Genomic DNA, 16,469 nt, shown 5'->3' with positions numbered 1-16,469 from the left:
TTTTTTATACCATTGTACAGCATATCTTTGTTGTATAATTACTTTAACCTATAATGATGAAAAAAATACTGTGGGCTACATGTTGTATATTTTTATCTCTTTCTTGTAAAAAAACAGAAAATACCCTATTTGAGTCATTGCCAGCCTCAAAAACAGGTATTGATTTTGTAAACAGAAGCCTTGAAAAAAAAGAATTCAATATCTTCAATTACCGTAATTTTTATAATGGTGGCGGCGTTGCTATTGGCGATGTTAATAACGACGGACTTTCTGATATTTTCGTAACCTCTAATTTTGAAGATAATAAACTTTATCTCAACAAGGGTAAAATGACCTTTGAAGATATTACTGTAAAAGCAGGAATTGTTGGCAAAAAATTCTGGTCAACAGGTGTAACATTTGCCGATGTGAATGGCGATGGATTGATGGATATTTATGTCTGTAATTCAGGAAGTAGAGACCAACGTGGAAATCAGTTATATGTCAATCAAGGCATAAAAAATGGTATTCCAACTTTCGTAGAAAAAGCAAAAGAAGCGGGTTTGGAAGATGGAGGTTTTTCGACGCACGCTGCATTTTTTGATTATGACCGTGATGGTGATTTAGATATGTACTTGCTCAATAATAGCTTCACACCAATTGATAAATTGGGCTATATGAATCTTAGAAATGAGCGAGATAAGTTAGGTGGAGATAAATTATTTAGAAATGATAGTGAAAGCAATAGCTTAAAATTTACAGATGTTTCGGCAGAGGCGGGCATCTATGGAAGTTTGATTGGCTTTGGTTTGGGAATTACAATTGGTGATGTAAACAATGACAATTGGCCAGATATTTATATCTCAAATGATTTTTACGAGCGAGATTATTTGTATATCAATCAAAAAAATGGCACATTCAAAGAAGACCTTGAAAACGAAATGCCTCATACGAGCCTCAGTTCAATGGGAGCGGATATTGCCGATATAAATAATGACGAAAATCTGGATATTTTCGTAACAGATATGTTGCCAGGAGATGACAGAAGATTAAAAACCACCAGTGTTTTTGAAGGCTACAACTTGGCAGATTTGAAATTGAAACAAGGCTTTTGGCATCAATATATGAGAAATAATCTCCAATTAAATAATGGAGATGGCACGTTTAGCGAAATCGGGCAGTTTTCGGGTGTTCATGCCACTGATTGGAGTTGGGGTGCATTGATTTTTGATATGGATAATGATGGCTTGAAAGATATTTTCGTAGCAAATGGTATTGCAAAAGACTTGACTGACCAAGATTTTGTAGAGTTTTTGGGTGATAGAAATACAATGCAGCAAATGCTCGAAGGCAAAAAATTTGATGCAAAAGAGTTTATAGATAAGATTTCTTCGGTGCCGATTCCAAACTATGCTTATAAAAATACGGGAGATTTACAGTTTACCAATACTGTGAAAAGTTGGGGGTTGGAAGGGCCAGGCTTCTCCAATGGTTCGGCTTATGGTGATTTAGACAATGATGGCGATTTAGATTTAGTTGTCAATAATGTCAATGCTCCTCTTTCAGTTTTCAAAAATAAGACAAATGAGGTAAGTAAAAATCACTTTTTGACAGTTAAATTAAAAGGTACTGCAAAGAATTTGAATGGAATAGGTGCGAAAATCACTGTTTACCAACAAGGGTCGGCAAAGCTTTTACAACAAATGCCTAATCGAGGGTTTCAGTCTTCGAGCGACCACCAAATGGTTTTTGGATTAGGTGATAAAGCAACAATTGACTCTTTAAAAATCATTTGGACAGATGATAAAATGGAGGTTGTCAAAAATCCAAAAGTTGACCAAACACTCACTTTAGACTACAAAAATGCCAATCAAGCTTTTAAACAAGTAATTGTTAATAAAAGCCTTTTGTTTAGCGATATTACAGCAAATACACTCGCTTACACGCATCAAGAAAGTAAGTTTCAAGACTATGACCGTGATGTACTTTTGAAACAAAAGTATTCAACTCAAGGGCCTGCAATGGCGGTTGGTGATATAAATGGTGATGGCTTAGATGATGTTTATATGGGTGGTGCAACGGGTCAAGCAAAGCAACTTTTTATTCAACAAAAAAATGGAAAATTTGTCGAATCAAAACAAGCTGATTTTGATATGGACGTAACGACTGAAAATACGGATGCCCTGTTTTTTGATGCGGATAAAGACAATGACCTTGATTTATTCATTGTTACAGGTAGTAATGAATTTGAACCCAATGCTCCAGAATTACATGATTTATTGTATATCAATGATGGCAAAGGGAATTTCAAACGAGATGTTCGTTTTCCTGCAATTTTTGAAAATGGTTCATGCGTAACAGCTGCCGATTTTGATAAAGATGGTGACCAAGATTTGTTTGTAGGTTCGAGAATGATTTCTAGCAAATATGGCATGAATCCTTCAAGTAATTTTTATATCAATGATGGTACAGGAAATTTCAAAAACCAATCAAAACGATATATGCCTCAAATCACAGACTTAGGTATGGTGACAGATGCAGAATGGGCTGATATTGATAAAGATGGCTATTTGGATTTGGTTGTAACACAAGATTGGGGTGGAATTGTTGTTTTCAAGAATGAAAGAGGTAGAACACTAACTTTGAAAGAAACTATCAAAGACTCGGAGGGCTTATGGAATTGTCTAAAACCCGCGGATATTGACGGCGATGGTGACATTGACTTTATCGTAGGGAATATCGGTGAAAATAATAAATTGAAAACTTCAGTTCAAAATCCAGCAACTTTAACAGTCAATGATTTTGATAAAAATGGGACAGTAGAGCAAATCATTTCGTGTGTTACAGAAGATGGGAAAACTTACCCGATGGTTTTGAAAGGTGAACTACAAAGGGCTTTGCCAGTAATAAAGAAGAAATTCATTAAATATACCGACTATGCCAACAAAACGATTGCTGAACTCTTCACAGAAGAGCAATTGAAAGATGGTATTGAGAAAAAGATTGTTACTACAAAATCGTCTTTTTTGATTAATGACGGTAAAGGTAATTTTGAGCTAAAAGCACTGCCTTATGCAGCTCAGTTCTCACCAATTTCAGCTATCGAAATAGGCGATTTTGATAAAGATGGCATTATTGATATTGTATTAGCAGGTAATTTCTTTGATGTTCTGCCTGAATGGGGTCGTTTTGATGCCAATTATGGACTATTCTTGAAAGGAAAAGGAAAAGGGGAATTTCAAACCATACAGTCGAAAGACTCTGGTTTTAAGTCAATGGGACAAGTAAGAAAAATGTACAAATTGAAAACAAACGGAAACAACGAAGTGCTTGTATTGGCCAAAAACAATGACAATGCACAAGTATTTAGTTTTAAAAAGTAAAAATTGTATGAAAACGATAGTCAAATATTTAAGTATAATTCTCATTCCAATCATTGCTTTTAACTGCAAATCAGATAAAAATAAGGACGATGTAAAGCTATTTGAAAAACTTTCTCCAACCGATACAAAAGTTGATTTTACCAATACAGTCAAAGAAACAAAAGACTTCAATATTTTAGATTATCTCTATTTTTTTAATGGTGGAGGCGTTTCGGCTGGAGATATTAATAATGATGGGTTAACTGATTTGTTTTTTGTGTCAAATCAAGGTAAAAATAAGCTTTATTTGAACAAAGGCGTAAAAGATGGCAAGCCACAGTTTGAAGATATTTCGGAGAAAGCTGGCATTGGTGGTTTTTCAGATTGGAAAACTGGCGTGACAATGGCTGATATAAACGGTGATGGATTGCTCGATATTTATGTTTGTGCGGTTGGTAATTACAAAGGTTTAGAGGGTTCAAATGAATTATATATCAATAATGGAGACCAAACATTTACCGAAAAAGCCAATGAATATGGTTTAGATTTTACAGGTTTTTCTACCCAAGCGGCCTTTTTTGACTTTGATAAAGATGGTGATTTAGATATGTATTTGCTGAATCATGCAGTACATAATTCTCGTTCGTATGACCGAGTAAATACCCGAATGTTGAAGGATAATGAGGCAGGAGATTATTTGTATAGAAATGACAATGGAAAATTCAAAGATATAAGCAAAGAAGCTGGTATTTATCAAGCGGCAATGGGCTATGGTTTGGGTATTTCGGTAGCCGATTTAAATAACGACGGCTGGCAAGATATTTATGTAAGTAATGATTTTCACGAAGATGATTATTATTATATCAATCAAAAAAATGGTACTTTCAGCGAAGAAGTCAAACAGCATTTCAACCACCTAAGTCGTTTTTCAATGGGTTCTGATATTGCCGACATTAATAATGATGGCTTTCAAGATGTCATGACACTTGACATGTTTCCTGAAGATGAAAAAGTTGAAAAATCATCGGTTGGAGAAGACCCGCTCGATATTTATCTCTATAAACTTCAATTTGGTTATTTCAATCAATACTCTCGCAATTGCTTGCAACTGAGTATGGGTGGCAAAAAGTTTAGTGATATTGCTCCTTCGGCTGGCGTGATGGCAACGGATTGGAGTTGGAGTACGCTTTTGGCTGATTATGATGGCGATGGAATCAAAGATATTTTTATTTCTAATGGTATTCTTCGCCGACCGAATGATTTGGATTATTTGAAGTTTATTGCTGCCGACTCTTTGCACTTTAATTTGCCAACTTCTGCCAAGCTCGACCAAGAAGCAATTGATAAGATGCCAAGTGGGAAATGGCATAATTATCTATATAAAGGAACAAAAGAGTTACGTTTTCAAGATAAATCAATGGATTGGGGTTTTGAAGAAAATGGTATTTCTAATGGTTCGGTTTATGCTGATTTAGACAATGATGGCGACTTAGACTTGGTAACGAATAACTTAAATGAGCCTTCGGCGATTTATCTCAATAATAGTCGCCAATTATTGAAGAATAATTATGTAAAAGTAAAATTCAAAGGAAACGACAAAAATACATTTGGCATTGGTGCGAAAGTTATACTTAGAACAACAGAAGGCGAGCAATTGCAGCAAATGATGCCAACTCGTGGTTTTATGAGTTCGGTTGAGCCTTCTTTGATTTTCGGCATTGGGAAACTCGCTAAAGTTGACACAATGATTGTGATTTGGGAAAACCAAAAAATGGAGATTATCAAGAATCCAACAATCAATACAACATTGACTTTAGATGAAAATAATGCTAAAATAAATGTAAGCGATTTCCAGTTTTTTGTACCTGCAAAAGCCTCTTTTGTAGAAAATACTGCCGAATTAAATGTCCCTTACGTTCATAAAGAAAATACTTATTTCGACTTTAATCGTGAATCGCTAATTCCATTTAAAGTTTCGATTGAAGGCCCCAAAATGGCCGTTGGTGATGTAAATGGTGATGGTTTAGATGATTTTTATGTGGGTGGAGCAAAATATCAAGCGGGTGAACTGTATTTGCAAAAAGGTAATGGTTTTGTATTAAGTAAGCAGCCAGTTTTCCAAGAAGATTCACTCATGGAAGATGTTGATGCTTTATTTTTTGATGCCGATGGCGATAAAGATCAAGACTTATATGTGGTTTCGGGAGGAAATGAATTCTATGACCAAATGCCACAGCAATTCGACCGTTTGTATATCAATGATGGAAAAGGAAATCTATCACGTTCTGCAACTGCTTTGCCACCAATGTATGACAATAAATCTTGTGTAAAACCTTGTGATTTTGACAAAGATGGCGACATTGATTTATTCGTAGGGGGACGTGTGGTTGGATATTCTTATGGACAATCTCCACGCTCTTATTTGTTGGTCAATGATGGTAAAGGTAATTTTAAAGATTTAACTACAAGCATTGCTCCTGACCTTCGACTGGCTGGAATGACAACCGATGCGATTTGGGCAGATTTAGACAAAGATGGCGACCAAGACCTAACGGTGGTAGGCGATTGGATGTCAATCAAAATGTTTGAAAATAATAAAGGTAAATTTACGCAAATTGATAATAAACTCGGGAATTTTACTGGTTTTTGGCGAGGAATCACAGCGGCAGATTTTGACAAAGATGGCGATATTGATTTGGTGGTTGGAAACTTAGGAACAAATACTAAATTCAGAAAAGAAGAAGGTGGAACGCTAAAAATGCTCATCAAAGACATTGACGATAATAAAGCAAAAGACCATATTTTGGCCTACAATAGAGGCGAAAAGTGGTATCCAGTAAACGGAAAAGATGAAATGGGCAAGCAAATTCCAGGCATTATCAATAAGAAATATGTAGCCTATAAAGATTTTGCAGGAAAGACAATTGACGAAATTTTTACCAAAAAACAATTGGAAGATGCCGATGAAAAACTTGTCAATACTTTTGAATCAGTCTATCTTGAAAATTTGGGTAATAAAACATTCAAGTTAACACCTTTACCGAGTTTGGCTCAAGTTTCAAAAATAATGACCATGTTTAGCGAAGATGTTGATAATGATGGCAATATAGATGTTGTTTTAGGTGGAAATTTCCGTGGAGCAAGTATGTATCAAGCCCAGTATGATGCTTCGTATGGCTTGATTCTGAAAGGAAATGGTAGAGGCGGTTTCAAAGCCATTGTGCCTACTGATAGTGGTTTCTTGCAAGAAGGCGATGTGCGTGACATAAAAATTGTTAATACCCCCAAAGGTAAACTATATTTTGTTGTTAGAAATAATGCTAAAATGCAGGTTTTCAAAAGAATACAGTAAAAACGACCCATTATTACCTCACCCTAAATCCCTCTCCTGAAAAAGGAGAGGGACTTAATTCAAAATGAAATTCAAAATCTCAACCCTTATTATTTCGAGCATATTTCTCTTCATTGGTGTTGAGACAATATTACAAAGTTGTAAGCCTAAGGATGAACAAGGCGAAAAATTAGCAAAAACCTATTGTGGAAGTTGTCATTTATTTCCTGAGCCAAGTATGTTGCCTCAAAATGTTTGGCAATATAGCACCTTGCCTTATATGGCAATCATGATGGGTGTAGATTACGAAATCAACGCTTTAGAAAAGCCACTTTCTGATTATCGCATTTTGAGACCAAAATCTCAAATGATCAGTGACGAAGATTGGGGTAAAATTAAAAAATACTACCTCGAAAATGCACCAAAAGCATTTGGAAAGCCTAATTATGCTAAATTAGAAGATGCAGGTAATTTGTTTGAAATCAAGAGAATGGAAGCGAAAGTAGAGGGAGGAAGTATTCCGAATATTACTGCCATTGCCATTGATACAATCAACCAAAAAATAATTGCTGGCGACCAATCTAACCGAGTGATTTGGTTGATTGATAAAGAAGGAAAAGGTATTCAAAATATTAAAAACCAAGATGCCCTGGCTTATATTGACTTAAAAAATGCTAAGAAAAATGAGTATTTATTGACTTTTATCGGCACAACGACGCAGGCGAATCCTGATGTAAATGGTTCAGTTAATTATGTAAACCTGACTGATAATTCTTTTAAAGTTATCAACAAAGATATTTCAAATCTGAATCGTCCTATTCATACAATTGCCAGAAACCTTGATGAAACGCCTGATGATGAGTTAATTGTGTCAGAATTTGGCTTCAAGGAAGGAGGACTTTCGATTTGGAAAAAGAACGCCGTTGGCACTTATCAAAGACAAGTGCTAAATTCACAAACTGGAGCAACCAAAACAATCATTGCCGATTTTGATGGTGATAAAAAGAACGATATTTTGGCACTTTTTGCTCAAGGAGATGAACGAATAATCTTGTACAAAAACAAGGGTAAAATGCAATTTGAAGAAAAACTGTTGCTGAGATTTCCTTCAATTTATGGTTCAAGTTCGTTTGATATTGCCGACATGAACAAGGATGGAAAAATAGATATTGTTTATACTGCTGGTGATAATGCCGATTTTTCAACAATTTTGAAACCTTATCATGGGGTGTATATTTTCACAAATCAGGGCAAATTTCAATTTAAGCAGACAGAGTTTTTTCATCAAAATGGCTCAACAAAAGTGATTCCACGAGACTTTGATAATGATGGAGATATTGATTTGGCAGCCATTGCTTTGTTCCCTGACAATGACCATCGACCATCGGAAGGATTTATTTATATCGAAAATACAGGAAAAGAATATATCCAAAAAACGCTGAATATCAATCATTTAGGTCGTTGGAGCGTCATTGATGCTGCCGATATTGACCATGATGGCGATATTGATATTGTTTTGGGAAGCCATCCAGTAGCAAAATTTCCAGCAGGTTTCGACCCTACTTGGAAAGAAGGCAATGGATTGGTGATTTTAAAAAATAAAAAGAAGTAAAAAAAGTAATAAAGCACAAATTCCTCAAAGCTAGCTTTGAGGAATTTGTGCTTTATATTATTTTATCTGCACCCAATTTGAATCGGCTTTGATAATTCTACTTTCTTTATCTTTCAACCACAGCTCTTTCACTTTCGCATTGTAATTCAAATAAAGTTTGTCATTCACAATAGTAAAAGCCTCAGGTGTCGTTGGTGATTTGTGATTTTCAGAAAGTCCAAAAGCACAATAGCCACCATACTGCGGAGCGTATTTTTCTGGCATTGCCTTAAAAGCATCTAAATTTTCCTGCGATTCAAACAACCATTTTGCATCTTTCCACTGATAAGCAAATGAAGAGTTCCCTTTTGTAGCTTTCCCAACTTTAAAATACGCAACGGCATCATAACCTTTGATGGCTCCCTCATCGTTTGAAAAAACTTCCGTTTTTTGAGCAAAACTTGATAAAATGAACAGACAAAAAGAAAAGACTAAAACTAATTTTTTTTTCATTTGTGTTTGATTTTTAAAGATTCCAATTTGTTTTTGCAAAGATGGCGAGTCTAAAAAAAATCAATAGTCGGCTAAACGACAAAAATCGATAGTTTTTGTTGAGAATGAGCATTATTAAAAAAAAATACCGCAAGTTCTTTCAAAAATATGTTTTTGCAATTATTTACACTTTAATTACATATTTTTTTCAAACAAAGATCTTATTTTTCATACTTTTATACCATCACCTATTGAAACGTCGTTTAAATAAAAACCCTAAAATGAATTTATCACCCTTCACAAAACCACAACATTTATGAAGAAAAATCGCCTTATTTTCTTAATCGTAATTGCAACGCTAATCCTTTCTACACTCTTTTTTTATTTTACTTATGGCAAAACAGAGGCTGTTGCATCACTTTCATCAAAGGTAAAAAAAGGTAAATTTGAAGTAATCGTTATTTCAACAGGTGAGTTGAAAGCCAAAAATCAAACTGAAATTACTGCCCCAGGTTCTGATTTACAAGAGTCACAAATCTATACCGATCTCAAAATCGAAGATTTGATACAAGAAGGCACTGTTGTGAAAGCAGGTGACTATGTTGCGTCAATCGAAAAAAATCCTATCATGGCAAAACTGACTGAATTTGGTTTGGAAGTACAAAAGAAAACTTCGGAATCAAATCAAGCAAAATTGGACACAACTCTTGCTCTTCGAGACTCTCGTGATGAATTGTATAACCTTAAATTTGCAGTTGAACAAGCAAAGTTGGAGCGTGAACAGGCCAAGTTTGAAGCTCCCGCCATTCAACGACAAAAGGATATTGATTTAGAAAAAGCAAAGAAAAATTATGAACAAAAGCTCGAAAACTACAAAACTAAAGTAGCTCAAGCCCAAACTAAAGTACAAATTATTAATTCAGATTTGAGTATTGCTCAAAATCGGATGAATAGACTTCAAAATTTGATTGGAAAAATGACAATTAAAGCTCCAAAAGCAGGAATGGTCATTTATGTGAGAGATTGGAATGGAAGTAAAAAAATCGTTGGGTCAAGCATTAGTCCATGGAATCCAGCAGTGGCAATTTTACCCGATTTGACACAAATGCAAGTCGTTACTTATATCAATGAAGTAGATATCCAAAAAGTGAAAATTGGACAATTTGCCGAGATAGGACTTGATGCAGACCAAAATAAAAAACTTCAGGGAGTTATAAAAGAAGTAGCCAATATTGGCGAACAAAGGCCCAATTCTGATGCTAAGGTTTTCGAGGTCATTATTGATGTGATGACAAAAGACCCAAGCCTTCGTCCAGCCATGACAACGAGTTGCAAAATACACGCAGGAACGTACATGGATGCCCTATATATTCCGCTCGAAGCTATCAATAATGACAAAAATGGCTCTTTTTTGTATAAAATAGATAAAGGAAAAGCCGTGAAACAATATATTTTGGTTGGAGCTACTAATGAAGCAAATGCCTTGGTTTATGCTGGACTTTCAAAAGATGAGGAAGTATATCTTACGATACCAGCAGATACAATGGGTCTAAAAGTGAATCAAATCAATAAAGCTACGCCCTTACCGGCTCCATTCTTAGATAAAAAGATGCAAGTTTTGATGAAGAAATTTTCTGATAGTAGCAATATCAAGCCTGTTTTACCAAAACAATAATTCTTTTTAACCTTTCTCCATTTTTCAAAGCAAATTATACTTCAAAACCACATGAAACTTCAGAAAGAGCGGCTTTTATTAAATTTTAAAGTTGGAATTGAAGCGTTGATAACCAACAAGTTAAGAGCATTTTTGACATCACTCGGAATCATTTTTGGGGTAGCAGCGGTTATCTCAATGTTAGCCATTGGGGCGGGAGCTGAGCGAGAAATTTTAGAACAAATCAAACAAGTTGGGTCAAATAATATTGTTATCAAAGCGAAATTTGATAAGGCAAATAGTGAAAATGCTAATAAAAAAGACAGTAAAGAAACGAAACGTTTCTCGCCAGGACTCACGCTTTCAGATGCTCAAAATATTGCAGAAACCATTTCGTCGGTCAATTTTGTAAGTCCTGAGATTGAATTTGAAACTTCATTTATGCGAGATGGACAAAAAAATACTGGTAAACTCATTGGCGTAACCAATAAATATTTTGAAATCGCAGGGGTAAGCATAGGAGAAGGGAAATATTTTACTGAAAGTCAATTAGAAAAGGCAGAAGCTGTATGTGTAATTGGGAGGCAGATTAAAGCTAAATATTTTGCCAAAACTGACCCAATTGGACAATCAATCAAATGTGGAAATGTTTGGTTGACAGTGGTTGGGGTATTAGAAAGTGGCGTGATTTCAGATAAATCAGTTGAAAAACTATCCATAAGAAACTTCAATTCTGATATTTATACACCCATTCGTACTATTTTACTCAGGTACAAAAATCGCTCGAATGTAACCGTTGCTGCCATGAAAGCCAGAAATGCTGGCAATAACAATCAGCAAGAAAAGAAAATAGAAAATTACAATCAATTAGACCGCTTGGTTGTCAATATTAGCGACAGTAAATTTATTGAGCCATCTCTACAAATTATTGAAAAAATCATCAAAAGACGACACAATGAAGTGCCTGATTATGAGATAATTGTACCCGAACTTCTCCTAAAACAAGAACAAAAAACAAAAAAACTTTTCAATATTGTGTTGGGCGTGATTGCTTCTATTTCACTTTTGGTAGGAGGAATTGGCATTATGAATATCATGTTGGCATCTGTTTTAGAAAGAATCAAAGAAATTGGATTAAGACTTGCTTTGGGAGCCAAGAAGAATGATATAATTATGCAATTTTTATCTGAAGCCGTTTCGATTAGTTTTACTGGGGGTATTCTTGGAATAATTTTGGGCGTTACGATAAGCTATGCTATTGAGAAGCTGGCTGATATTCAGACAATTATCTCACCGTTTTCTGTCATATTATCCTTTGGTGTAGCAGTAACAGTTGGTTTAATTTTTGGCATTATTCCAGCAAAAAGAGCGTCTGACCAAAATCCAATAGAATCATTGAGATATGAATAATTTTTAAACTATTCTGACTTCCAACAATCAACAACTATTTATGAAAAAGTTTACAATTTTGCTTTTTTTTCTTACTTATCAAGGATTTTGTCAAAAACTAACTCTGCAAGAAGCAATTCAACATGCAAAAGAAAACAGTCCAATTGCGAAGCAAATAAGGTCAAGTTTTAGTGCAAATCAATGGAGATTTGAAGCAACAAAGGCAAATCTAAAGCCACAATTAGAATTGACAGGCGTATTGCCTGGATTTAGACGTTCAATCAATAGCGTTTTGCAACCTGACGGCGGCACCTTATTTAGACAACAAAGTCAGAATTTTTCAAATACTACCTTGTCTTTAAGTCAGAATATCTTAAAAAGTGGTGGGACGATTTCTGTTAATTCTGGTATAAGTCGCATCGATTTATTCAATAAAAATTCATTAAATCAAGGTGGGTCTTTTTGGAATACCTCGCCCTTGTATGTACAATTTACGCAGCCACTTTTTCGCATCAATCGCATCAAATGGAATTGGGAACAAGAAAAAATCTCTTTCGATGAAACGACTCGCAAACAATTAGAATTAATAGAAGATTTATCGTTGGAAGTCACTCAAAAGTTTTTTGATTTGTCAATCGCAACATTACAATTGAAAAATGCTGCATACAATCTTGCCATCAATGATACCATTTATAATATTTCAAAAGGGCGTTTTGGTGTTGGGAAAATAGCAGAAAATGAGCTTTTACAAGTGGAATTGGGTTTGATGAATGCAAGAAATGAAGTCGAGAAAAACCAATTGACGATTTTGACAAGTGAAAAGCAATTACGAAATTTATTGGGGAGTTTGGATGGAAAAACAATAGAAATTATTATTCCGAATTTAATACCATTAATTGAACCAAATGCTGAAAAGGCAATCAATGAAGCAAGAAGCAATAGGAGTGATTATAAAAACCTTGAATTGCAAGAAAATCAAGCAAAAATGGAGGTTCGTTCTGCCGAAATTGGCAGGCGTTTTAGTGCCGATTTGAATGTTTCCTTAGGATTTAATCAAACCGATATAACGCTCGGAAAGGCTTTTTCAAATCTTCAAGGTTCACAAACCGCCAATGTAAATTTTACAATTCCAATTTATAATTCGGGAAGAAATAGAGCTTTGGTAGAATCAGCAAAAAACAATTTAGATGCGACTTTGGAACGCATAAAAAACGAACAAAATATCATTGATTTGGAAGTTTTTAATAAGGTTTCTGAAATCAAACAACTCAAAACAAGTCTTTTGATTTCTGCAAAAGCCGATACAATTGCTCAAAAACGCTACGAAGTTGCCAAAAATAGGTATTTAATTGGTAAAATTGATATTACTAATCTAACTATTGCTCAACAAGAAAAAGACCAAGCGATTGTTGCCTATATACAAACATTACAACAATATTGGTTAGCCTATTTCAGACTTCGCCGAGCTACTTTGTTTGATTTTGTTACTAACGAACGAATAAAGCCTTGATAAAAGCAAATCTTCACTTCAATAAAATTCAAAGGGTTTTCAACCATTCATCAGATTGGTCGAAAACCCTTCATTTTTTAGAAACTTTTCTTTAAATTTTTATTGCCCATTCATTCAACATTGGCCTACCTAAGAGAGCGTTCGCTTCTTTATCATCCAAAAATGTTTCTTTTTTAGGATTCCATTTCAAAGAACGATTTAAACGATAAGCAATGTTTCCGATATTACAAACAGACGCTGTTCTGTGTCCAACTTCTACATCACAAATAGGTTTGCTACGTTTACGCATGGCATCTAAGAAATCTTTGTAATGATTTTCGCTCTTATAAACATGTTTTTCTGTTTCACCGATTACTTTCGTGGCAAGCGAAGCAGGTGTTGTTTCAATTTTTCGGCGTTGAACTTTGATTTCACCCTCTGTTCCAATAAAATGAATGGCATTATTCCAGTCCCATTTTTCGTGTGTCATGGTGATACCATTACCATATTTATAAGTCAAGAAAGGATGTTCTTTGCCATCAGGGGCAATGACTTCAACGGGGCCACTGCTGTCCATATCTAAAGCCCATTGTACAATATCAAACATGTGAGCTCCCCAATCAGTTACCATTCCACCACCAAATTCTTGGTAATTTCTCCAATTTGGAAAAACATCTTTTGATATTGGCGGAGCTAATTCAGAATTAAAAACTTTATATTCATTTGGCCCAAGCCATTTATTCCAATCCAAACCTTCTGGAATTGGTTCGGAAGGCAAATCATAAGGCTTGGGAGGAGGGCCAACATTTACTTTGATGCTTTTCACTTCACCAATATAACCATTGCGAACTAACTCAGCCGTTTGTCGAAATTCTGGCCAAGAGCGTTGCATACTCCCTGTCTGAAAAACTCGATTGAATTTACGAGCAGCATTTACCATTGCTCGTCCTTCTTTTACTGTTAATGCAAGGGGTTTTTCGCAATAAATATCTTTGCCAGCTTCGGCAGCACGCACCGCCATTGCTGCATGCCAATGGTCAGGAGCAGCAATGACCACAGCATCAATATCTTTTCGAGCTAATAATTCTCTAAAATCAGGATAAACTGTAATTTCAGAAGGAGTACCTAATTGCGTATTTTTTTGGTAATGAGTATTTATTCTTTCTAAAGCTAATTGTATTTTCGCTTGATAGACATCGCTAATTGCTAATATTTGAGCTTCATTGGTACTCAAAAAAGAAGAAGTTAGTCCTCGTCCTTGTTTGCCCGTTCCGATGAATCCTAATGAAATAATATCACTTGGGGCAATATATTTTGAGCCATCAGGTTTTTTTCCACCAAGCACAAATCGAGGGACAATAAGAAAGCTACCCATAACAGTGGCTGCTTTACCTACAAAATCTCGGCGAGTAATTTTATCATTATTTTGATTCATAGTTTTAAAAAGATAAGGTTGAATAGGTAAAAATATCAGCAAAAAATAGTGAAAAACGTGACCAATATAGTCAGAGATGAAAAATGATAAGCCCCACTTAATAAAAAATAGGGCTAATCATTTGCTTAATATTTGGCAGGTTGTCCTGGTTTTGGTAAAGATTGTTTGATAAACTGTCTAATATCCTCGTTAGCACTTTGCAAATCTTCACGACGCAGGTACATCATGTGACCACTGCGGTAGCCTTTCCATGATATTCTATTTTGTAATTTTCCGCCTGGATCCATTTGCCACATATTATATTTAGCATTGAAATAATCGCAAGCTCCATCATAATATCCCGACTGGACCATCACATGAAGATAAGGGTTTTGTGCGATTGCAGCCCTTAAATTTTCTCCTGTATTATCCGCTGTTCTGTCCCAAGGATGGACTGGTCCAAACATATAATATTTCAAGTCAGTTTTATAATTCAAGTCATTACGCAAGTAAATATTAATCGCTGGCGTGAATGAATGTAGCCAAGAAGTAAGTTCAGAGTTAAAATCTGGGCGTTCACCTCCATCTTTTTTATCAATTCCTCTATAACGAGAATCCAAACGACCTACGGTATAGCCTTTATCTCTTAATAATTCTTTCCAGAAAAACTCAGTCGAAATATCTAAATTATTTTGCAAAATTACCTTTTCAGAAATACCTGAATATTTAGACATTTTTGCAGCTATTTCTTTACGTTTTGCATCGTCCAAAGAACCTCCTTTGCTGAGTGCAGGTAGCAATTCGTTAATAGTGAAAGCTTCTACTTCGGGCAGCATTTCTGTCAAATCTTTTTTCTGTAAATCGGCACTCAGCATTTTATGGTACCATGCCGTTGCCGCAAAATAAGGTAATCTTAAAGCTGGCCCAGAAACACCATCTCTTTCGATGCCGAGTGTTGTTGGTGAAACCAAAATCACTCCATTGAAATACATCCATTGTGCTGTTTGTAATTGCAATGCAAGTCCAGAAACCCTGTTAGTACCATAACTTTCTCCAATTAAATATTTAGGCGATGCCCAGCGATTGTTACGAGTGACAAAAGTACCAATCCAATCGGCCAAGTATTTAATATCGGCATTTACACCAAAGAATTTTGAAGTTGGCACCTCCTTGCTTGTAGGTCTTGAATAGCCAGTATTCACAGGATTAACAAAAACAATGTCAGCCACATCTAAAATCGAATAAGGATTTTCCTTGATTCCATAAGGCATCACAGGATAACCTTCATCATCAATATTTAGCAAGTGAGGGCCAGTATAAGCAATGTGCATCCAAACTGAAGCAGACCCAGGCCCACCATTAAACGAAATAACCAATGGACGAGTAGTTTTATCTTTGATGTCTGTGCGTTCGTAATAAGTATAAAAAAGTCCTGCAATTGCCTTTCCGTCTTCGTCCCAAACTGGCATTGTGCCTGTGGTTGCTTGAAAAGGTATTTTTTGACCTTTGATTGTTGTTGTATGTTCGGTTAAAACAAAAGCATCAGGATTGAAAGGAATGGTCAAAGTTGGTTTCTCATCTTTTGCAGCAGGAGTGTTTACAGGGCTTGGTGCAGGCGTAGGTGTTGCAACTCTGGTTTGCTGAGCTTCAGCAAATGTAAAAAGGCTTACAAAAACTAATGTGGTAAGTGTTTTTTTCATGTTGAGAATGTTTGTTATTTGGTTTAAATCTTGTAATTAAGCCTTGACTTCCACTATCATTCACGAAT

Annotated in this window: 9 protein-coding genes; 6 read left to right on the top strand and 3 right to left on the bottom strand. The window is 35.4% G+C overall.

The window, feature by feature from the left end; genetic code table 11:
* Nucleotides 1–56 precede the first annotated feature (56 nt).
* The 3 genes from ACQUQZ_RS22760 to ACQUQZ_RS22750 all read left to right on the top strand — a co-directional run bounded on the left by ACQUQZ_RS22760 (nt 57) and on the right by ACQUQZ_RS22750 (nt 8,284).
* Nucleotides 57–3,362 carry a VCBS repeat-containing protein gene (locus ACQUQZ_RS22760; RefSeq protein ID WP_435357396.1) on the top strand — a complete coding sequence of 1,102 codons (3,306 nt, stop codon included), beginning with the start codon at nt 57–59 and terminating at the stop codon, nt 3,360–3,362.
* 7 nt (nt 3,363–3,369) lie between these two features.
* The gene (locus ACQUQZ_RS22755) at nt 3,370–6,693 is read left to right on the top strand and encodes a VCBS repeat-containing protein (RefSeq protein WP_435357395.1); all 3,324 of its coding nucleotides are present in this window, start codon (nt 3,370–3,372) and stop codon (nt 6,691–6,693) included.
* 64 nt (nt 6,694–6,757) lie between these two features.
* Nucleotides 6,758–8,284: an FG-GAP repeat domain-containing protein gene (locus ACQUQZ_RS22750; RefSeq protein WP_435357393.1), complete on the top strand. Its 1,527-nt coding sequence runs from the start codon at nt 6,758–6,760 to the stop codon at nt 8,282–8,284.
* Between the two features lie 57 nt (nt 8,285–8,341).
* Here the strand turns inward: ACQUQZ_RS22750 and ACQUQZ_RS22745 are convergent, their stop codons facing one another.
* The gene (locus tag ACQUQZ_RS22745; protein WP_435357392.1) at nt 8,342–8,776 is read right to left on the bottom strand and encodes a YHS domain-containing (seleno)protein; all 435 of its coding nucleotides are present in this window, start codon (nt 8,774–8,776) and stop codon (nt 8,342–8,344) included.
* A gap of 295 nt (nt 8,777–9,071) precedes the next feature.
* On the opposite strand from ACQUQZ_RS22745, the gene ACQUQZ_RS22740 reads away from it, so the two are divergent.
* The 3 genes from ACQUQZ_RS22740 to ACQUQZ_RS22730 are packed head-to-tail and all read left to right on the top strand — an operon-like array spanning nt 9,072 to nt 13,308.
* Complete coding sequence (locus ACQUQZ_RS22740; RefSeq protein WP_435357390.1) at nt 9,072–10,430, top strand: efflux RND transporter periplasmic adaptor subunit; 1,359 nt, start codon at nt 9,072–9,074, stop codon at nt 10,428–10,430.
* A gap of 51 nt (nt 10,431–10,481) precedes the next feature.
* A complete protein-coding gene (locus ACQUQZ_RS22735; protein WP_435357388.1) occupies nt 10,482–11,819 on the top strand; it encodes an ABC transporter permease in 1,338 nt (445 codons plus the stop codon).
* Between the two features lie 40 nt (nt 11,820–11,859).
* Entirely contained in the window at nt 11,860–13,308 is a 1,449-nt protein-coding gene (locus ACQUQZ_RS22730; RefSeq protein WP_435357387.1) for a TolC family protein, read from the top strand.
* A 91-nt stretch (nt 13,309–13,399) separates the two neighbouring features.
* On the opposite strand, the gene ACQUQZ_RS22725 is transcribed toward ACQUQZ_RS22730, so the two are convergent.
* Together ACQUQZ_RS22725 and ACQUQZ_RS22720 are read right to left on the bottom strand one after the other, a co-directional pair.
* Entirely contained in the window at nt 13,400–14,722 is a 1,323-nt protein-coding gene (locus ACQUQZ_RS22725; RefSeq protein WP_435357386.1) for a Gfo/Idh/MocA family protein, read from the bottom strand.
* Nucleotides 14,723–14,847: 125 nt separating this feature from the next.
* Nucleotides 14,848–16,401 carry a S10 family peptidase gene (locus ACQUQZ_RS22720; protein WP_435357385.1) on the bottom strand — a complete coding sequence of 518 codons (1,554 nt, stop codon included), beginning with the start codon at nt 16,399–16,401 and terminating at the stop codon, nt 14,848–14,850.
* Between the last annotated feature and the right edge of the window lie 68 nt (nt 16,402–16,469).

The organism is Emticicia sp. SJ17W-69 (assembly GCF_051209875.1).
Classification (GTDB): Bacteria; Bacteroidota; Bacteroidia; order Cytophagales; family Spirosomataceae; genus Emticicia.
Note: the sequence above shows the minus strand (reverse complement) of the source record. Positions and strands in the feature narration are given on the sequence as shown.